The 19,413-nt window shown below is 71.0% G+C and carries 21 protein-coding genes; 20 read left to right on the forward strand and 1 reads right to left on the reverse strand.

Annotated features, from left to right (window positions below):
* The first annotated feature begins 95 nt into the window (after positions 1 to 95).
* From ribH to EXE48_RS02320, 16 genes are all read left to right on the forward strand, one after another.
* The gene (gene ribH / locus EXE48_RS02245; RefSeq protein ID WP_053772283.1) at positions 96 to 500 is read left to right on the forward strand and encodes a 6,7-dimethyl-8-ribityllumazine synthase; all 405 of its coding nucleotides are present in this window, start codon (positions 96 to 98) and stop codon (positions 498 to 500) included.
* A 25-nt stretch (positions 501 to 525) separates the two neighbouring features.
* Positions 526 to 1,680, forward strand: a complete 1,155-nt coding sequence (locus EXE48_RS02250) for a pyridoxal phosphate-dependent aminotransferase (protein WP_137710668.1) — start codon at positions 526 to 528, stop codon at positions 1,678 to 1,680.
* A gap of 130 nt (positions 1,681 to 1,810) precedes the next feature.
* Positions 1,811 to 2,314: a universal stress protein gene (locus EXE48_RS02255; RefSeq protein WP_121599056.1), complete on the forward strand. Its 504-nt coding sequence runs from the start codon at positions 1,811 to 1,813 to the stop codon at positions 2,312 to 2,314.
* A gap of 98 nt (positions 2,315 to 2,412) precedes the next feature.
* Positions 2,413 to 2,841: a DUF5788 family protein gene (locus EXE48_RS02260; protein ID WP_121599055.1), complete on the forward strand. Its 429-nt coding sequence runs from the start codon at positions 2,413 to 2,415 to the stop codon at positions 2,839 to 2,841.
* A gap of 78 nt (positions 2,842 to 2,919) precedes the next feature.
* Positions 2,920 to 3,222, forward strand: a complete 303-nt coding sequence (gatC, locus tag EXE48_RS02265; protein WP_053772279.1) for an Asp-tRNA(Asn)/Glu-tRNA(Gln) amidotransferase subunit GatC — start codon at positions 2,920 to 2,922, stop codon at positions 3,220 to 3,222.
* Entirely contained in the window at positions 3,222 to 4,526 is a 1,305-nt protein-coding gene (gene gatA, locus EXE48_RS02270) for an Asp-tRNA(Asn)/Glu-tRNA(Gln) amidotransferase subunit GatA (RefSeq protein WP_137710669.1), read from the forward strand. Before gatC ends, gatA begins: the two co-directional genes overlap by 1 nt.
* Complete coding sequence (locus EXE48_RS02275) at positions 4,523 to 5,029, forward strand: DUF5797 family protein (RefSeq protein ID WP_137710670.1); 507 nt, start codon at positions 4,523 to 4,525, stop codon at positions 5,027 to 5,029. The genes gatA and EXE48_RS02275 overlap by 4 nt, the downstream gene beginning before the upstream one ends.
* Before the next feature lie 77 nt (positions 5,030 to 5,106).
* Positions 5,107 to 5,553 (forward strand): SHOCT domain-containing protein, encoded by a 447-nt coding sequence (locus EXE48_RS02280; RefSeq protein WP_137710671.1) that lies wholly within the window; start codon positions 5,107 to 5,109, stop codon positions 5,551 to 5,553.
* Between the two features lie 95 nt (positions 5,554 to 5,648).
* A complete protein-coding gene (locus EXE48_RS02285; protein ID WP_053772372.1) occupies positions 5,649 to 5,894 on the forward strand; it encodes a YhbY family RNA-binding protein in 246 nt (81 codons plus the stop codon).
* Positions 5,895 to 6,102: 208 nt separating this feature from the next.
* Positions 6,103 to 6,771: a mechanosensitive ion channel family protein gene (locus EXE48_RS02290; RefSeq protein ID WP_394348030.1), complete on the forward strand. Its 669-nt coding sequence runs from the start codon at positions 6,103 to 6,105 to the stop codon at positions 6,769 to 6,771.
* 65 nt (positions 6,772 to 6,836) lie between these two features.
* Positions 6,837 to 8,174, forward strand: a complete 1,338-nt coding sequence (gene trkA, locus EXE48_RS02295; RefSeq protein ID WP_053772275.1) for a Trk system potassium transporter TrkA — start codon at positions 6,837 to 6,839, stop codon at positions 8,172 to 8,174.
* Positions 8,175 to 8,179: 5 nt separating this feature from the next.
* Positions 8,180 to 9,682 carry a TrkH family potassium uptake protein gene (locus EXE48_RS02300; protein ID WP_137710672.1) on the forward strand — a complete coding sequence of 501 codons (1,503 nt, stop codon included), beginning with the start codon at positions 8,180 to 8,182 and terminating at the stop codon, positions 9,680 to 9,682.
* A 114-nt stretch (positions 9,683 to 9,796) separates the two neighbouring features.
* Positions 9,797 to 11,332 (forward strand): TrkH family potassium uptake protein, encoded by a 1,536-nt coding sequence (locus EXE48_RS02305; RefSeq protein ID WP_053772273.1) that lies wholly within the window; start codon positions 9,797 to 9,799, stop codon positions 11,330 to 11,332.
* A gap of 174 nt (positions 11,333 to 11,506) precedes the next feature.
* A complete protein-coding gene (locus EXE48_RS02310; RefSeq protein ID WP_121599050.1) occupies positions 11,507 to 11,947 on the forward strand; it encodes a universal stress protein in 441 nt (146 codons plus the stop codon).
* Between the two features lie 57 nt (positions 11,948 to 12,004).
* Entirely contained in the window at positions 12,005 to 12,877 is an 873-nt protein-coding gene (locus tag EXE48_RS02315; RefSeq protein WP_241991933.1) for a universal stress protein, read from the forward strand.
* Between the two features lie 93 nt (positions 12,878 to 12,970).
* Positions 12,971 to 14,671, forward strand: a complete 1,701-nt coding sequence (locus EXE48_RS02320; RefSeq protein ID WP_053772271.1) for an acyl-CoA mutase large subunit family protein — start codon at positions 12,971 to 12,973, stop codon at positions 14,669 to 14,671.
* 62 nt (positions 14,672 to 14,733) lie between these two features.
* Here the strand turns inward: EXE48_RS02320 and EXE48_RS02325 are convergent, their stop codons facing one another.
* Entirely contained in the window at positions 14,734 to 14,970 is a 237-nt protein-coding gene (locus EXE48_RS02325; RefSeq protein ID WP_053772270.1) for a DUF7999 family protein, read from the reverse strand.
* A 151-nt stretch (positions 14,971 to 15,121) separates the two neighbouring features.
* On the opposite strand from EXE48_RS02325, the gene EXE48_RS02330 reads away from it, so the two are divergent.
* From EXE48_RS02330 to coaBC, 4 genes are all read left to right on the forward strand, one after another.
* Complete coding sequence (locus EXE48_RS02330; protein ID WP_137710673.1) at positions 15,122 to 15,886, forward strand: 4-phosphopantoate--beta-alanine ligase; 765 nt, start codon at positions 15,122 to 15,124, stop codon at positions 15,884 to 15,886.
* A 55-nt stretch (positions 15,887 to 15,941) separates the two neighbouring features.
* Positions 15,942 to 16,391 (forward strand): Lrp/AsnC family transcriptional regulator, encoded by a 450-nt coding sequence (locus tag EXE48_RS02335; RefSeq protein ID WP_053772268.1) that lies wholly within the window; start codon positions 15,942 to 15,944, stop codon positions 16,389 to 16,391.
* Positions 16,392 to 16,481: 90 nt separating this feature from the next.
* Complete coding sequence (locus tag EXE48_RS02340) at positions 16,482 to 17,636, forward strand: DUF63 family protein (protein ID WP_137710674.1); 1,155 nt, start codon at positions 16,482 to 16,484, stop codon at positions 17,634 to 17,636.
* Positions 17,637 to 18,225: 589 nt separating this feature from the next.
* Positions 18,226 to 19,395, forward strand: a complete 1,170-nt coding sequence (gene coaBC, locus EXE48_RS02350) for a bifunctional phosphopantothenoylcysteine decarboxylase/phosphopantothenate--cysteine ligase CoaBC (protein WP_137710676.1) — start codon at positions 18,226 to 18,228, stop codon at positions 19,393 to 19,395.
* The last annotated feature ends 18 nt before the right edge of the window (positions 19,396 to 19,413 follow it).

Raw genomic sequence — 19,413 nt, forward strand, 5'->3', positions numbered from 1 at the left:
GATCAGTCGACCGCCCCAGTCCGTCCCGAACGCGTTCGCCCGGCAACCCTGCGGTCGAACGGTAGACCTTTGCCGTCGCCCGCTCCACGTCGCGTATGGTCTCGCTGGGACTGGTGGTGGCGCGGTTCAACGACTCCGTCACGGAGCCGATGGCCGAGGCCGCCCGCGAGGCGGCCGCCGACCGCGACGCCGTCGTCGTCGACGAACTGAGCGTGCCGGGCGCGTACGACAGCCCGCTGGCCGCCGACCGGCTGGCGCGCCGAGACGACGTCGACGCCGTCGCGGTCGTCGGCGCCATCGTCACCGGCGACACGGACCACGACCGCGTCATCGCGAACGCGACCGCCGAGAAGCTCACCGACGTGAGCCTCGACCGGGACACGCCGGTCACCTTCGGCGTGAGCGGCCCGGGGATGTCCGGCGCGGAGGCGCGCGAGCGGATCGACAAGGGGGCGGACGCGGCCGCGGCCGCGATCGACCTCGCGACGGAACTCGACTGACGGACACGACGATCACACACGACACATGAGCGACGCATACGACTTCTCGGAGCGGATCGGACGCGTAGAGCCCAGCGCGACGCTGGCGATATCGAACCTGGCGGCGGAGAAGGAGGCCGAGGGCGCGGACATCGTCGACCTCTCGGTCGGCGAGCCCGACTTCGACACCCCGGCGAACGTCGTCGCGGCCGGGAAGGCGGCCCTCGACGCGGGCCACACGGGGTACACCTCCTCGAACGGCGTGCCCGAGCTGAAGGCGGCGATCGCGGAGAAGCTCCGCGGCAACGGGATCGAGGCCGACGCCGACGAGGTGATCGTCACCCCCGGCGGCAAGCAGGCGCTGTACGAGACGTTCCAGACGCTGATCGACGAGGGCGACGAGGTCGTCCTGCTCGACCCGGCGTGGGTCTCCTACGAGGCGATGGCGAAGCTCGCCGGCGCCGACCTCTCGCGCGTCGACCTCGCGCCGCACGGCTTCCAGCTGGAGCCCGCCCTCGACGAGCTCGCCGAGACCGTCTCGGACGACACCGAGCTGCTCGTCGTCAACACCCCGTCGAACCCCACGGGCGCGGTGTTCTCGGAGGCGGCCCTGGAGGGCGTCCGCGACCTCGCCGTGGAGCACGACGTGGCCGTCATCTCGGACGAGATCTACGAGCGCATCGTCTACGACGCCGACCACGTCTCGCTCGCGAGCCTCGACGGGATGGCCGACCGCACGGTGACGATCAACGGCTTCTCGAAGGCGTACTCGATGACCGGCTGGCGGCTCGGCTACCTCCACGCCACCGACGAGTTCGTCGGCGAGGCGGGGAAGCTCCACTCCCACTCCGTCTCCTGTGCCACGAACTTCGTCCAGCGCGCGGGGATCGAGGCCTTGGAGAACACCGAGGCGTCGGTCGAAGAGATGCGCGACGCCTTCGCCGACCGCCGGGACCTCCTCGTGGACCTGTTCGACGAGCACGGCGTCGACGTCGACGTCGGCGACGGCGCGTTCTACATGATGATCCCCGTCGCGGACGACGACCAGGCGTGGTGCGAGGCGGCGATCGAGCAGGCGGCCGTCGCCTGCGTCCCCGGAAGCGCGTTCAACGCCCCCGGCTACGCCCGCATCTCTTACGCCGCGAGCGAGGAGCGACTGCGCGAGGCGGTCGACCGCCTCGTCTCGAACGACCTGCTGTAACCCCGCCAGCCCGCCCGCGGACGCCGCGGTCTCACCCGCTTGCCGACCAGACGAACTCGCGGATCGGCCGCGAACGGGGGCTGCGATGCGTTTTTCACCCCGCTCCTCGAAGTTTCAACTTGGTGGTACGATGTACGACAGGATACTGTACCCGACCGACGGGAGCGCCGGATCGGAGGCGGCGGCGGCGCACGTGGGGGCGCTCGCGTCGCAGTTCGGCGCGAGCGTGGACGTGTTACACGTGATCGACACCCGCGAGGGCGGGCTTGGCCTGAGCGGGGCGTTCCTCGACGACGACCCGCAGGCGATGAGCGGGCGGTCGCCCGACGAGGGCTACATCGGGCGGCACGGGGACGGGCCCGACCCCGAGGAGGTCGAGGCCGGGCTCACCGACCACGCCGAGGCGCTCATCCAGGCCTCGACCGGCGAGGTCGACCTGACGACTGCGGTCGAGTCGGGGACGCCCCACTCGGTGATACTGCGCTACGCCGACGAGGCCGACGCCGACCTCGTGGTGATGGGGACGCACGGCCGGACCGGCGTCGAGCGGTACCTGCTCGGCAGCGTCGCGGAGAAGGTCGTCCGGCTCTCGGACGTGCCGGTGATGACGGTGCGGGCGGACGAGGACGAGTGAGGCGGCGGACCGGACGACCGAAGCGGACGCGGGACGCCGGCGGACCGATCCGACCGGCGGCCGATGATTTTTCCCGGCTCCGTCGCCCACGCGGACCCATGAGCGACCCGGAGCGAACGGCGATCGACGACGGCGTTCGCGAGGCCCTCCTCGACCGCGTGAACAGCCCCAGCGCGACCGTCGGCGCGAGCGTGCCCGACGAGGTCGAGATAGACGGGAGCGCCGTCGACCTGTCGGCGTTCATCGTCGAGACCCGGAAGGTCGACGCGGTCCCGCCCGCGCTCGACCGGAAGGTGACTGCGGCGCGCGAGTCGCTCAGGGCCGAGCGGGCGCGGCGCGTCGAGCGGCTGGAGAGCGACCCCCTCGGCCGCGAGACCGCCGAGGCGCTCGCCGACGAGGTCGTCGGCATCGACCGCGCGCTCAACGCCTTGGAGGGCATCCGCCGGCCGGGGTTCGCCGACGAGCACCACGCCGACACGCTGGCGGGCCACGAGCGCTGGCTCGCGTTCGTCGATCAGGTCCGGTGATTCCGGGTCCCGCCCCGACCCGGCGTCGCCGGCCCCCTTCCGAAACCCTTACTCGCCGCCCGCGTGGTACGTTCGGGTATGAGCGACACCGCAGCGTCGGACGACGGCGAGGCCGCCGTCGACGCCGAGGAGGTCAGACACGTCGCCGATCTCGCGCGGGTGCGGCTCGCCGACGAGGAGGTCGACGAGTTCGCGGCGCAGTTCGGCGACATCTTGGAGTACTTCGCCGCGCTCGACGAGGTCCCGGAGACGGAGCGCGAGGAGGAGCTCGTCAACGTGATGCGCCCGGACGAGGTCCGCGAGGGGCTCTCCCAGGAGGAGGCGCTCGCGAACGCCGAGGAGACGGAGGACGGCTTCTTCGTCGGCCCGAAGGTGTCGTAATGGCGGCCGATATCAACGCCTTCGTCACGGAGGCGACGATCGAGGGCGACGCGGACGCCGACGGCCCGCTGGCGGGCAAAACCGTCGCCGTGAAGGACAACATCTCCACCGAAGGGATCCGGACGACCTGCGGCTCGGAGATGCTGGCGGACTACGTCCCGCCCTACTCCGCGACCGTCGTCGACCGCCTGACCGAGGCGGGCGCGACGGTCGTCGGCAAGACGAACATGGACGAGTTCGGGATGGGGACGACGACCGAGACCTCCGCGTTCGGCCCCACTCGGAACCCGGTGGACACCGACCGCGTCCCGGGCGGCTCCTCCGGCGGCTCGGCGGCCGCGGTCGCGGCGGGCGAGGCCGACGTGGCCCTCGGCTCCGACACCGGCGGCTCGGTGCGCTGTCCGGCCGCCTTCTGCGGCGTCGTCGGGATCAAGCCCACCTACGGGCTCGTCTCCCGGTACGGCCTGATCGCGTACGCGAACTCCCTCGAACAGATCGGCCCGATCGCGGACACCGTCGAGGAGGCGGCCGCCGCGCTCGACGTCATCGCGGGCGACGACCCCAACGACGGGACGACCCGCGACCTGCGCGAGGTCGAGGGCGCCGACCCCGACGCGAGCTACGCCGCGGCCGCGGACGGCGACGTGGCGGGCCTGACGGTCGGCGTGCCCACGGAGCTGTTCGAGGGCGCCGACGAGCGCGTCGTCGAGACGGTCGAGGCCGCGATCGACGACCTGGAGGCGCAGGGCGCGGAGACGACCGAGATCTCGCTCCCCTCCGTCGAGCACGCGGTCCAGGCCTACTACGTGATCGCGATGGCGGAGGCCTCCTCGAACCTCGCGCGCTTCGACGGCGTCCGGTACGGCCACCGGAGCGACGCCGACGGCAACTGGAACGAGTCGTTCGCGGAGACCCGCGAGGAGGGGTTCGGCGCGGAGGTCAAGCGGCGGATCCTGCTCGGCACGTACGCGCTCTCGGCCGGCTACCACGACAAGTACTACGAGAAGGCGCAGGACGCCCGCGCGTGGGTCCGTCGGGACTTCGAGGACGCCTTCGACGACGTCGACGTGATCGCGTCGCCGACGATGCCGGTCCTCCCCTTCGAGCTGGGCGAGAGCCTCGACGACCCGCTGCGGATGTACCTCGCGGACGCGAACACGACGCCGGTCAACCTCGCGAACCTCCCCGCGATCTCCGTGCCCGCGGGCGAGGCGGACGGGCTCCCGGTCGGGCTCCAACTCGTCGGCCCGAAGTTCGGCGAGGAGGCCATCGTCCGCGCCGCGAGCGCGGTCGAGGTGCGATGAGCCTCACCGACGAGGAACGCGACCGGCTCGCCGACGTGGTCCGCCTCCAGCCGACGAAGAACGGCGAGCTCCAGGACGCGTGGGAGATGGAGAGCGGCAGCGAGGTCCACGGCTACCTGGAGACCCACCTGAAGGAGTACTACTACCGCGACGACGACAGCCTGATCCGCGCCACGGCGGAGGCCAACGACCTCGTCGATGTCGAGCCCGGCGTCGAGCCCGACGCGGTCGCGCGCGGCGGCGTGCCGGAGACGATCCGCGTCCCCGAGCTGGAGTCGCGGGTGGTCGACGTGCTCGCCGGCCCGGACGAGCGCTCGCAGTCCGTCGTCAGCGTGCTCAACGCGCTCCGGGAGGCGTACGACGCCGACCCCGAGGTCGACGCGGTGCGGCGCGCGCTCCGCAGCCTCGAACGCAAGAACGTCGTCGAGGTCGTCTACCGCACCGTGCCGACGTTCCGGCTGGCGGTCGACCGCGACGGGATAACCGTCGAAATCGAGTCGTAGGCGTCCCGTCCCCCAGGCGGTCCGGTCGTCGCCGGTCGGCGATACGACTTTGTACCGCGACGGAGACCGTCACGGCGATGGCCGACGACGAGACCCTCCGCGACCGGCTCCGCCGCAACGCGAGCGGCATCGCCGCCACGACGGTCACCGGGACGTGGCTCGCCGCCCTCCTGCTCGGGTTCGACTGGTGGCTCGGGTTCATGCTGTTCGGCTACATCGTGATCGTTCCGGTCGTCTCGATGCTGTTCGACGAGGAGGCCGAGGAGTCCGAGTTCGAGGAGTACGACCCCGATCCGCTGTGGGGCAGACACGGGGAGACGGCGGAGAGCGACGACGAGCCCGCCGACACCGCTGACGCCTTAGAGCGCCTGCGGACCCGCTACGCGAACGGCGACCTCACCGACGAGCAGTTCGAGCGCAAGCTCGACCGGCTGTTAGAGACCGAGACCCCCGAAGACGCCGCCGAGTGGGCCGAGCGGAACCGGGCCGCCGACCGGGAGCGCGACGTCGAACGCGAGCGGTGACGCGGGGCGACGGCGTCGCGGCGGGCGGCGTCGCGGCGGCGAGCCCGGCGCGACCGAACCTCAAGCTTCAATGCGCGCGACCGACTCGACCGCGTATGAGCGACCAGGAACTGCGGAAGGAGGCGCACGACCTCGACGTCACCGTCTGGGTCGGGAAGCACGGCATCGACTCGGTCGTCGACGAGCTGGCCGACCAGCTGGACGACCGGAAGCTGGTGAAGGTGAAGTTCCTCCGCGCGGCCCGCGGGGGTACCACGACCGACGAGCTCGCCGAGGAGCTCGCCGACGCGGTCGGCGCCGACCTGATCGAGACGCGCGGGAACACGGCGGTGCTCCACTGACGAGCGCCGCCGCGGGGACGCTCCGGCGTCGTTGCGGTCGCGGGGACGCTCCGGCGTCGTCGCGGTCGCGGGGACGCTCCGGCGTCGTCGCGGTCGCGGGGACGCTCCGACCGTACCTCGGACCGGTGACGGAACTCGTCGTCGACGCCGCCATCTTCCTCGTCGTCGTCGCGACGTACCTGCTCTAGGAGGCGGCCGTCACCCCCCCGTGAAGCGGGTCTTCGACAGGCGGGGGCTCGACGAGCACGCCAGGCGCCCGCTCCAGAAGATCCTGGCGTTCCTCGTGTTGTTCGCCGGCGTCACGCTCGCGATCGGCTTCGCGCTCCGGGACGTGATCAAGAACGTCGTCGCTGGCGTGTTCAGCTACACCGACAAGCCGTTCCGCATCGGCGACCGGACCGAGCGGAACGGCAACTCGGGCGTCGTCGAGGACATATCCTTCCGCGTCGCCCGCGTCCGCACGTTCGACAAGGAGCTGCTCACGGTGCCGAACCACGCCCTGACGAGCGACGTGGTGAAGAACCCGGTCGCGAAGAAGGCGCTCCGCCTGAAGTGCGTCTTCGGGATCGTCCACGAGGACGACGTCGAGAAGGCGACCGACATCGTCGTCGAGGAGGCCGAGGAGAGCGGCGCCATCCTCGAAGACCCGGCGCCGTCGGTCCGGCTCACCGAGCTGGCCGACTCCTACGTCGGGCTCCAGTCGCGGACCTGGATCGAGGACCCCTCGCGGGCGGACTTCGTCAAGGCGCGCGCCGACTACGTGAAGGTCGTCAAGGCGCGCTCCGACGAGGAGGGGATCTCGATCCCCTTCCCGCAGCGGACCGTCTCTGGGCGCAACGAGTGGACGGACCCCGCGTCGTTCGGCGGGGACGACTGAGGAAGCGGCCGCGCCCGGCGGGGCCGATAGTAACGAACTTGAGGGTCCGGTAACTGGGTGTGCCCATGTACGTGGTCGTCATCGGGGCCGGCGAGGTCGGGACGAGCATCGCCGCGAGTCTCGCGTCGGACCACGAGGTGGTCGTCGTGGACGTCGACCCGGACCGCGCGGAACAGCTCAAGTACGAACTCGACGTCCTCACCATCGCGGGCGACGGCACGTCCTCGGAGATCCAGTCGACCGCCGAGGTCCACCGCGCGGACATGGTCATCGCCTGTACCGACGACGACCAGACGAACCTCGTCGCCTGCGGCACCGCCAAGACGCTCGGGGACGGGTTCACGATCGCCCGCGTCAAGAGCACCGACTTCCTCCGCACGTGGGAGGGCAGCGAGGGGGCGTTCGGCGTCGACTTCATGGTGTGTACAGACCTGCTGACCGCGGAGAACATCGTCCGCGTCATCGGGCTCCCGGCGGCCGTCGACGTCGACCCGTTCGCCGGCGGCCTCGTCCAGATGGCCGAGTTCGAGATCGCCGAGGGGAGCCCCGTCGCCGGACAGACCGTCTCGGAGGCGGACCGCTTCGAGTCGCTCACGTTCGTCGGCCTGTTCCGGAACGGCGACATGGTCATCCCCCGCGGGGACACCGACATCGCCGTCGGCGACCGCGCGGTGGTGATCGGGAGCCCCGAGAGCGTCCAGTCGTTCGCGACCGACGTGGCGCCGGAGGCGACGCCCGACCGCGCCGACGAGATCGTGGTCGTCGGCGGCAGCGAGATCGGCTACCAGACCGCCCGGCTCTTGGAGGAGCGCGACTTCAGCCCGCGGCTGATAGAGCAGGACCCCGACCGCGCGCGGTGGCTCGCGGAGAACCTCCCGGAAACCGTCGTCATGGAGCACGACGCGACGGACACGGAGTTCCTCACCCGCGAGCACGTCGACGAGGCCGACATCGTCGTCACGGCGCTCCGCTCGGACGAGAAGAACCTGCTCATCTCCGTGCTCGCCAAGCGCCTCGGCGTCGACCGCGTGATCGCCGTCGTCGACAGCCCCGATTACGTCACCGTCTTCGAGGAGATCGGCATCGACATCGCCGTCAACCCCCGCACGGTGACCGCCGAGGAGATCACGCGGTTCACCTACGAGAGCGTCGCGGAGAACATCGCCGTGCTGGAGAACGACCAGGCGGAGGTCCTCGAACTCGAACTCACCGAGGGGTGCGGGCTCGTCGGCCGGCCGATCTCGGAGATCGTCGCCGACAGCGACGCGCGGTTCGTCATCGGCGCGATCACCCGGGACCGCCGGCTGGTCACGCCCCGCGGTGACACGGTGCTTCAGGCCGGCGACCACGTCATCCTCCTCGTGGAGGCCGACTCCGTGAGCGACATCGCCTCGATGGCCTGAGTCCCGTGAGCACCAGCATCCGCGTCGGGTGGCGGGCCAGCGTGGGACTCACCGGCGACGTCCTCGCCGCCCTCCCCGTCCCGCTCGCGTTCCCCCTCCTCCTCGCGTTCTACTACGGCGAGTCGCCCGTCCCGTTCCTCGCGGCGATCGCGGTCTCGCTCGCGCTCGGCGCGGCGTTCCGGTCGACGCGGGACCCGGCGGCGGACCTCGGGCCGCGGGAGGCGTTCCTCGCGGTGGCGCTGATCTGGTTCCTCGTCGCCGCGGTCGGCGCGATCCCATTCGTCGTGGCCGGGGTCGGCACGGTCGCGCACCCGGTCAACGCCATGTTCGAGTCGATGAGCGGGCTGACGACGACGGGCGCGACCGTGCTGCGCGACTTCTCACTCCACTCGCGGTCCGTCATGATGTGGCGGCAGGTGATCCAGTGGCTCGGGGGGCTCGGCATCCTCATCCTCGCGACCGCGGTGCTCTCGGAGATCGGCGTCGGCGGGGCCCAGCTGATGGAGTCGGAGTCACAGACCCAGGACGTCAACAAGCTCACGCCGAAGATCTCTCGGACGGCGCAGCTGATCTGGGGGATCTACTTCGGGCTCACGGGGCTGGCGATCGTCGTCTACTTCCTGCTCGGCCTCGCCGTCGATCCGCAGATGGACCTGTACAACGCCGTCGCGCACGCGTTCACCTCGGTCGCGACGGCCGGCTTCTCGCCGGAGCCGCTCTCGGTCGGGGCGTTTCACCCGCTGATCCAGTGGGCGGTGGTCCCGTTCATGGTGATCGGCTCGACGAGCTTCGTCCTCATCTACTTCGCAATCAACGGCGAGCCGATGCGCCTCCTCCGCAACGAGGAGTTCCACTTCTACATCGGCGCGATGGGCACGCTCGCGTCGATCGTCGCCGTGGGTCTGTTCCTCGATCCTGGCACCACGTTCGGCGCCGAGGCGACGATACGCCACGCCGTCTTCAACGTCGCCTCCATCGTGACGACGACGGGGTACGCCAGCACCGACTACGTGCAGTGGGCGCCCGCGGCGAAGCACATGCTGTTCATGGGGATGTTCATCGGCGGCATGGTCGGATCGACGACGTGTTCGATCAAGTCGCTGCGATGGCTGGTGGCGCTGAAGTCGTTCCGGCGGAACCTCTACACCGCGATCCATCCCGAGTCCGTCCGGCCGGTCCGGATCTCGGGGAAGGCGATCGACGAGGCCGCGATCCGCGACATCTACGCGTACCTCCTCCTCAGTATCGTGCTGTTCTTCCTGCTCGCCGTGGTCATCGTCGTCGACGCCGAGCGAGGAAACGTCCGAGTCACCGAGTTCGAGGCGCTCAGCGCCGCGGCGACGACGTTCCTCAACATCGGGCCGGCGTTCGGCGACGCGGGGCCGTACGGCACCTTCGCGACGTTCCCGCTGAGCACGCGGGCCGTGATGGTCGTGCTGATGTGGATCGGCCGGATCGAGATCATCCCCGTCCTCGTGCTGTTCACGAAGGCGTTCTGGACCTCCTGACCGGCGCTGACCCGCTGCGGTCCGCCGTTCGCCGCCCGCGGCGGGTCCGCCCATCGACGGCTTCTTGTCGCGCCGGCCTGCTACGACGGGTATCGGAACCCCCGAGGAACACTCGTGACACGGACCATCGACGCGCGGGCGACGCTCAGCTACACCGGGAGCATCGTGAAGCTCCTCTCGGCGTCCATGGCCGTCCCCCTCGTCGTCGCGCTGATCTACGGCGAGGACGCGCTCGCGTTCGCGGCGTCGATGACGGTCGCTGTCGCGGTCGGGGCCGGGCTCGAACGGCTCGACGACGAGCCGGAGCTCGGCCCCCGGGACGCGCTGGCGGTCGTCTCGCTCGCGTGGCTCACTGCCGCGGTCGTCGGCGCGATCCCGTACGTGATCGCCGGCTACGGGACCCCCTCCGCGCTCGCGCACCCCGTGAACGCGCTGTTCGAGTCGATGAGCGGCTTCACGACGACGGGCGCGACCGCGACGGCGGAGATCAGCTTCGAGCGGCACTCCCACGCGGTGCTGATGTGGCGGCAGCTCACACAGTGGCTCGGCGGGATGGGGATCATCGTGCTGATGATCGCGATCCTGCCGCAGCTGGCGGTCAACGGCGCCCAGCTGATGGAGTCGGAGGCGCCGGGGCCGGGGCTCCAGAAGCTCACCCCCCGGATCGTCGAGACGGCCCGCGCGCTCTGGCTCATCTACCTCGCGTTCACCGTGGCGCTGATCGCGATACTGGCGCTGCTCGGTCGCACCGGGTACGCGCCGGAGATGGACCTGTACAACGCATTCGCCCACGGGTTCTCCACGCTCCCGACCGGCGGGTTCTCGCCGGAGGCGGAGAGCATCGGCGCGTTCTCGCCGGTGGTGCAGTGGGCGTTCGTCCCGTTCATGGTGATCGCCGGGGTGAACTTCGCGCTGTTCTGGTACGTGCTCAGGGACGACCCGCGGGAGATGTTCGAGAACACGGAGTTCCGGATCTACCTCGGGCTGGTGACCGCGTTCGCGGCCGTGCTCGCGGTCGGGCTGTTCTACGGCGGCGCGCCGGCCACCGACATCGGCGGCGTCACGGAGGGTGTCCCGGAGAACGCGCTCCGGCAGGGGGTGTTCCAGGTCGCGTCGCTGATGAACTCGACCGGCTTCGCGACCGCGGACTTCGCGGAGTGGGACACCCAGACCCAGTTCCTCCTGCTGTTCGCGATGTTCATCGGCGGCTCCGCCGGGTCGACCGGCGGCGGGATCAAGGTGATCCGCTGGCTCATCCTGCTGAAGACGCTCCGTCGCGAGCTGTACACGACGGCGAACCCGGACGTGGTCCGGCCGGTCCGGCTCGGCGGCGAGGTCGTCGACGAGGACGTGATCCGCGGGATCCTCGTGTTCACCCTGCTGTACTTCCTCGTGTTCGCGCTCTCGGCCGTCTTCATCGAGCTCGACACGGCGCGGATCGGCGAGCGGCTCACCGGCACGGAGGCGCTCGCGGCGTCGCTCGCGACGATCGGCAACATCGGGCCGGGGCTCGGCCCGCTCGGTCCGTTCGGGAGCTACGAGTTCCTGCCGAACACGACGAAGCTGCTGATGATCGGGCTGATGTGGATCGGGCGGCTGGAGATCGTCCCCGTGCTCGCGCTGTTCGTCGCCGGCGTCGACGAGCAGTAGACTCTCGGGGCGTCCGGGTGGACCGCGCGGTGTGTAGCCGGCGTACCTCGTGAACCGCGCTGCGGTCCCCGGCGCGCCTCCATGGGTGCGCGGTGCGTCACCGGCGAGCCGCACGACGCGACGCCCGAGGACGCGAGGTCACCTTCTTAAGCGCCGCCGGCCGTACTACCTCGCATGGACGGACCCGACGACACCGGCGGCCAGGACCTGCTCGGGCACGTGCTCCTCCCGGTCGCGAACGAGGAGGACGCGCTGCGAACGGCGCGGGCGCTCGACCCCTACGACCCCGCGCGGGTGACGGCGCTTCACGTCGTCGAGAAGGGGGACGGCGTCCCGGACAAGACCCCCGTCGAGCAGTCGGAGGAGCTCGCGGCCGAGTCGTACGCGGCGGTCAGAACGGTGTTCCCCGACGCCGCCGAGCACACGGCCTACGCCCGGGACGTGGTCGAGGCGATCTTCGACGCCGCGGACGAGGTGGACGCGAGCGCGATCGCCTACCAGCCGCGCGGGGGGAACCGCTTGGTCCAGCTCCTCTCCGGGGACCTGTCGGCCGAGATCGCGACCGACGCGCCGGTGCCCGTGATCGCGCTCCCCCGCGCCGACGCGGACGAATGAGCCGCCGTCGCGCCCGCGAGAGCGGGTCGTCGGCGCGCTGACGCGGTGGATCGACCGATGCCGCACAGCGACGACCGGCCGACGGGGAGCGGCGACGACCGCCCCGTCGTCATGGTCGCCCTCTCGAACCCGCGCACCGAGGCGGCGCTCGTCGCGCTCGCCGGCGCCGTGGCCGACCGCCGGGACGCCCGCCTCCTCGCGGTCCACGTCGTCACCGTCCCCGACCAGACCTCGCTGGAGAACGCGGCCGCGAACCGGGAGCGGCTCGACCGGTCCTCCGCCGAGCTGCTCTCGGCGGCCGTCGCCGACGCGGCGCCGTTCGACGCGCCGGTCGAGACGAAGACGATCCTCTCGCACCGCGGGATCGAGGAGGTGTTCGACGCCGCGCGGGCGACCGGCGCCGACGCCGTAGTGATGGGCTACGGCGGGGCGCGGTTGGCGGGCGGGCGCGTCGAGGGCTCGCTGGACGAGCTGGCCCGCGACCTCCCCTGCGACTTCCTCGTCTTCGACGGGCGGCGACTCGACCCCGCCGACGTGCTCGTGCCGACCGCCGGCGGCCCGTCGTCGGACCTCTCCGCCGAGGTCGCGCTCGCGCTCCGGGCGGCGGTCGGCGCCGAGGTCTCGCTGTTACACGTCGTCGAGGAGGGCGACGAGGCGGCGGGCCGCGAGTTCCTCGCCGGCTGGGCCGAGGGGCACGGCCTCGGGGACGCCGACCTGCGCGTCGAGACCGGCGACGTGGAGGCGGCGATCGGCCGCGTCGGCGAGGGGTACGACCTCGTGATCGTCGGCGCCACGGAGCGCGGCCTCCTCTCCCGGATCGTCCGCGGGTCGCTCGCGTTCGCGGCCGTCGAGGCCCTCGAGGTGCCGGTGCTGCTCGCGGAGCGTCCCACGCCGCGGTCGCTCCGCGACCGGCTGTTCGGGGGTCGCTGAGCGCGGTGAGGCAGTCGTCTCCGGGGTCGCTCGCGCCGCCGGCCCTCCAAAATATAATGAATATTTATACCCGACCGGCGGGTAACGGGCGGTATGTACGACGACGAGGAGCTCTCCGCGATCCGCGAGGCGAAGGAGTCGTGGGAGGCGGCAACGCTCGACCCCACCCTCGACCGCCACGGGGAGCGGAAGTCGCGGTTCGCGACCGTCTCGAACCGCGAGGTCGACCGCCTGTACACCCCAGAGGACGTCGCCGACCTCGACTACGACGAGGACCTCGGGTTCCCGGGCGAGGAGCCGTACACCCGCGGGGTCTACCCGACGATGTACCGCGGCCGCACGTGGACGATGCGCCAGTTCGCGGGGTTCGGCACCGCCGAGGAGACGAACGAGCGGTTCCGCTACCTGATCGACGAGGGGCAGACCGGCCTCTCGACCGCGTTCGACATGCCCTCGCTGATGGGGATCGACTCGGACGACAAGATGTCGCTCGGCGAGGTCGGCAAGGAGGGCGTCGCGGTCGACACGCTCCGCGACATGGAGGTGCTGTTCGACGGCATCGACCTCGCGGAGGTGTCGACCTCGTTCACGATCAACCCGAGCGCGCCGGTGATCTACGCGATGTACGTCGCGCTCGCCGACCGCCGCGGCGTCCCGCGCGAGGAGCTCCGCGGGACCCTCCAGAACGACATGCTCAAGGAGTTCATCGCGCAGAAGGAGTGGGTGATCCCGCCGGAGCCCTCCCTCGACCTGGTGACCGACACCATCGAGTTCGCGGTCGCGGAGACGCCAAAGTTCAAGCCCATCTCCGTGTCGGGCTACCACATCCGCGAGGCGGGGTCGACGGCGGTCCAGGAGCTGGCGTTCACGCTCGCCGACGGGTTCGCGTACGTCGAGGCGTGCCTCGACCGCGGGCTCGACGTCGACCAGTTCGCCCCGCAGCTCTCCTTCTTCTTCAATTCGCACAACTCGCTGTTCGAGGAGGTCGCGAAGTTCCGCGCCGCGCGCCGCATCTACGCGACCGTGATGGACGAGTGGTACGGCGCGGAGGCGGACGCCTCGAAGCAGCTGAAGTTCCACACCCAGACCGCGGGGCAGTCGCTGACGGCCCAGCAGCCGCTGAACAACGTCGCGCGCGTCACGATTCAGGCGCTGGCGGGCGTGCTGGGCGGCACCCAGAGCCTCCACACCAACTCCTTCGACGAGGCGCTCGCGCTCCCCTCCGAGCAGGCGGTCCGCGTCGCGCTCCGGACCCAGCAGATCATCGCCGAGGAGTCCGGCGCGGCCGACATCGTCGACCCGCTCGGCGGCTCCTTCGCGGTCGAGAGCCTCACCGACGAGACGGAAGCTGAGGCGATGGCTTACATCGAGGAGATCCGGGAGATGGGCGACGGCTCCGTGCGCGACGGCGTCCTCCGCGGCATCGATCAGGGGTACTTCCACCGCGAGATCCAGGAGTCGGCCTACGAGTACCAGGAGCGCGTCGACGACGGCGAGGAGACGGTCGTCGGCGTCAACGCCTACGAGATCGACGAGGACACTCGCCCGGACCTGCTGAAGGTCGACGAGACGACCCGCGAGCGGCAGCTCGACCGGCTGGAGTCGGTGAAGGCCGAGCGCGACGACGACGCGGTCGCGGCCTCGCTCGACGACCTCCGCGACGCGGTCGCGGCCGGCGAGAACGTCATGCCCGAGATCGTCACGGCCGTCAAGGCGTACGCGACGATGGGCGAGATCATGGAGGTGTTCGAGGCGGAACACGGCGCGTACCGCGAGCGGATCGGCGTCGCCTGACGGCGGAACTGGAGAACGAAACCGGACGGGTCGGTCGGCCGCGCGGCTCCGCGAACTGCGAACTACGCCGTTTCGACCGGACGCGCGGACTCCGCGCACCACGCGTTCCCTCGGCGCCCCGCCCGTCGGAGGTCGAGCTCGACGACCGAGCCGGCGTCGAGCGACGACAGCTCGGCCTCCACGTCGGGGTCGTCGTACTCGACGACGTACAGCGTCCCGTTGCGCGGGTATTCACGGAGCGTGATCGCCCCGTGGTCGTTACACGCTCTGACGACCGTGTACTTCCCAGTCCGATTCATCACGCGCGGCGTTTCGGTTTCCAGAAACTTAGTTGTGCCATCCGTTCGGCGCGGCGGGGGCGAGCGAGGCCGGCGAGCGGGCGAGTAGCAGCGGCCCGGCGGCGTCGACCGCGAACGGTCCATTTTAATCGACCCGTCGCCTCCCTCGGGTATGACGGAGACGGAGGTCCCCGAGGACCACCCGCGGTACGCGTCGCTCGTGACGCGCCACCGGATCGAAGCGGGCGTCGAGGAGGGGATCACCTCGAAGCAGGGGCTGATCGCGCAGGGGCGCGGCGAGGCGTTCGACTACCTCCTCGGCGAGCGCACGCTCCCGAGCGCCGACGCCGCGGCGCGCGCCGCGGCCGCGACGCTCCTGCTCGCCGAGCGTCCCGTGATCTCGGTGAACGGCAACGTCGCCGCCCTCGCGCCGAGCGAGACGGTCGACCTGGCCGCGGCGGTCGACGCCGACCTCGAGGTGAACCTGTTCAATCACACCGACGAGCGGGTCCGGCGCATCGCCGACCACCTGCGCGAGCACAGCGCCGACGAGGTGAAGGGGCTCGCCGGCGACGGCGAGATCCCCGGGCTCGACCACGCTCGCGGCGTCGTCGACGCCGACGGGATCGAGGCGGCCGACGTCGTCGTGGTGCCCTTGGAGGACGGCGACCGCGCCGCCGCGCTCGACGCGATGGGGAAGACGGAGATCGTGATCGACCTCAACCCCGGAAGCCGCTCGCCGCGCACGGCCGACGTGCCGATAATCGACAACCTGATTCGGGCCGTGCCGAACGTCGCGGCACACGCGCGCGACCTCGCGGACGCGACGCCCGAGGCGCTCCGCGGGATCGTCGACGAGTTCGACGCCGCCGCCGCGCTCGACGCGGCGGAGGCGGCGATCCGCGAGGGGTCGTTCGCGGACGCGGACGGCTCGTAGGCGGCGCGTTCCTCCCGCCGGAAAGCAAAAGCCTCCGCCCCCCGTACGTTCCCGTATGGAACTCGACGAGACGGACCGGGCGATCCTGCGAATCCTCCAGGAGGACGCGCGGACCCCGTTCTCGGAGGTCGCGCGGCGGATCGACATGTCGAGCGCGACCGTCCACGACCGGGTCAGCCGCCTCGAGGAGGCGGGCGTCATCCGCGGGTACCACGCCGACATCGACCCGAAGGCGGTCGGGTACGGCGTCGGCGCGTTCGTCGGCCTGCGCGTCGAGCAGGGCCGCGAGGAGGACGCGCTCGAACGCCTCCGCGGTATCGACGGCGTCCGCGAGATCCACCTCACCACCGGCGAATGGGACGTCATCCTCCGCGTCGTCGCGGCCGACACCGACCGGCTCCGGGAGCTGATGTTCGAGCGGATCGCGGAGACCGAGGGGTTCTCGCGCTCGCAGACGATGGTCATCCTCGGCACCGACTACGAGCGGGCCGGGCCGCCGCTGTAGACCGGCGCGGCGGGGGCACCGCGGGGCGACCGCTCGACCGCGTCGCCCGCGACCGGAACCCTCAACTCGGGACCTCCCCCAACGGTGACCATGAGCACAGGCCTCGCGGACGGGTTCGACCCGTCGCCGGAGCGCGCGTGGGCGGCGGTCGTCGGCGGCGTCACGGCGCTGTTGGCGGTCGGATCCGTCGTCTTCCCCCGCGTCGTCTACGACCGGTTCCTCTGGCGCTACTTCTGGGGGCCGGTGGTCGCGGACGGCGAGGGCGCGCAGTGCGCGGTCCGCGACGCCGGCGGCACGGAACTGCTCGACAGCACTGCGGCGTGCGAGGCGGCGCGGAGCGCCGGCGAAGTCGTCGCGGCGCCGGGGTACACGACCTTCTCGACGGTGAGCTACGTGGTGATCCTGCTGGCGATGCTGATCGGCGTCGTCTTCCTCCTCCGCCGGCTCGACATCGCGACGGAGCTCCGCTTCTTCTACGCGCTGTTCCCGTTCATGCTGTTCGGCGGGGCGATGCGAACGGTCGAGGACGCGGGCGTCGCCGCGACCGCCGCCGGCGTCGACCCGCTGATCGCGTTCCCGGCGAGCGCGGTGCTGATCAGCCCGTTCATCTACTTCACGGTGTTCCTGTTCACGCTCGCGTGCGTGCTGACGGCGTACAGCCTCGAACGCCGCGGCGTCGTCGACGACTACGCGCGGCCGCTGTTCGCGCTGGGGACTGCGGGGCTCACGCTCGCGGTCGGCTACCTCGCGTACCTGGCGGCCACGACCGGCTACGTCACCTTCTACCCGCAGGTGCTCGTGCCCACGCTCGTCATCGCCACGGTCGCGACCGCGGTGACGTGGGCGCTGGCGACGCGTCGGATCGCGACGATCCGCCAGGGCACCGGCGCGGCGGGGATCGTGATCATCTGGGGGCACGCGATCGACGGCGTCGCGAACGTGATCGGTCTCAACTGGATGCCGGCGCTCACTGGCACCGCGAACCTCGTCCCGAAGCACGTCGTCAACGCCCTGATCGTCGACTGGACCGGGCGGCTGCTGCCGGAGTCGATCGTCTCCGTCACCGGCGACGCGTGGCCGTTCCTCCTCGTGAAGCTCGTCGCCGCGACGTTCGTCGTCTGGGTGTTCAACGGCGAGATGTACGAGGAGTCGCCGCGGTACACGCTGCTGCTGCTCATCACGGTGCTGGCCGTCGGGCTCGGCCCCGGCACCCGGGACATGCTGCGCGCGACGTTCGGCGTTTAAGTAACCGATTCGGCTTCGGTTTGTTATTTATAAGGGATTCTCGTGGGTGGCGTTGCGAACACGTCCGAAGCCGCAGTCGCTTGTTTATAAGTAGGTGACTGTGGAGCGCCAGCGAACACCTCCAAAGCCCCGACTGCTCGCTTATAAACAGTTGACCACGGAGCGATAGCGAACACTTCCAGAACCCCTGCCGCTTGGTTATAAATAGTCGACCACGGAGCGGCGGCGAACACCTCTAAAGCCCCAGCCGGGAGGCGGGCGCACGCTCGCTGTGCTCCTCAGTCGCTCGCGCTGCTCGCTCCTTGCGGTGCTTACTTCGCCTGCGCCCGCCTCCCGGCTGCCCCTTTGAGTCCCGCCCCGCACCGCAGCCTCACGCCTCCCCAGCCTCGCGGCTCGCTCGGGGCTCCCTTCGGTCGCCCTCGCTCGCCGCGTCCCTCGCGCGTGCGACTCGCGCCCTGCGGGCGCTCGTCGGCACGCGCCACCGCCGACCGTTTATTAACAGTTTTCAGGAGAACGCGCCGGGGTTGGTCGTTCGACGCCGCTCCGCAACGGCATCATATAAGCCGTCGCGGGGGGAACGGTCTCGGTAATGCTGGACGGGGTCAACGTCGCGCTCGGCGTCTCGGGGAGCATCGCGGCGGTGAAGGTCGTCGAACTCGCGCACGAACTGCGCCGACACGGCGCGAGCGTCCGCGCCGTCATGTCCCCGGCGGCGACGGACATCGTCCACCCGTGGGCGGTCGACTTCGCCACCGACGAGCCCGTCGTCACCGAGATCACCGGCGACGTGGAACACGTCGAGCTGTGCGGCCGCGAGGGGTGGGCCGATGTGCTGCTGCTTGCGCCCGCGACCGCCAACACCGCGGGGAAGGTCGCGGCCGCGGTCGACGACACGCCCGTAACGACGTGCGCGACGACCGCGCTCGGCGCGGACGTGCCGGTCGTGATGGCGCCCGCGATGCACGAGCCGATGTACGACCACCCCGGGGTGTTGGACGCCTTAGACCGTCTGGAGTCGTGGGACGTTCGCTTCGCCGACCCGCGGATCGAGGAGGGGAAGGCGAAGATCGCGGCCGAGGGCGACATCGTCACCGAGGTCGCGCGGGCGACGACGCCGCAGACGCTCGCCGGGACGCACGTCGTCGTCACCGCGGGCGCGACGAAGGAGCGGATCGACCCGATCCGCATCCTGACGAACCGCGCGTCCGGGAAGACCGGCCGGGCGGTCGCGCGGGCGCTGTACGTCCGCGGCGCGCGGGTGACGCTCGTCCAGGACGGGCCCGAGGTCCCGTACGCCGACGTGGTCGCGGTCGAGACGGCCGACGAGATGATGGCCGCCTGTCGGCGGACCGCGGCGACCGCGGACGCGCTGATCTCCGCGGCCGCCATCTCCGACTTCACCGCCGACGCGGTCGGCGAGAAGATCCGGTCCGGGTCGCCGCTGTCGCTGGACCTAGAGCCCACGCCGAAGCTCATCGACTCGGTGCGCGAGGCGTACCCGGACCTCCCCATCGTCGGGTTCAAGGCCGAGACGTCGGGCGACGACGCGGCGATGGTCGCGGAGGCCGAGCGCATCCGCGACCGCGTCGGGCTGGCGTTCGTTGTCGCGAACGACGCGAGCGTGATGGGCGACGACGAGACGCGCGTCCTGCTCGTCGGCGAGGCGGGCACCGAGCCCGCGGAGGCGACCGGGTCGAAGGACGCGGTCGCCGGGCGCATCGCCGACCGGCTCGCGGCGACGCTCGACGCGTCGGCGTGAACGTCGGCCGACCCGGTC

It is taken from the genome of Halorubrum sp. ASP1 (assembly GCF_005435135.1).
Classification (GTDB): Archaea; Halobacteriota; Halobacteria; order Halobacteriales; family Haloferacaceae; genus Halorubrum; species Halorubrum tropicale.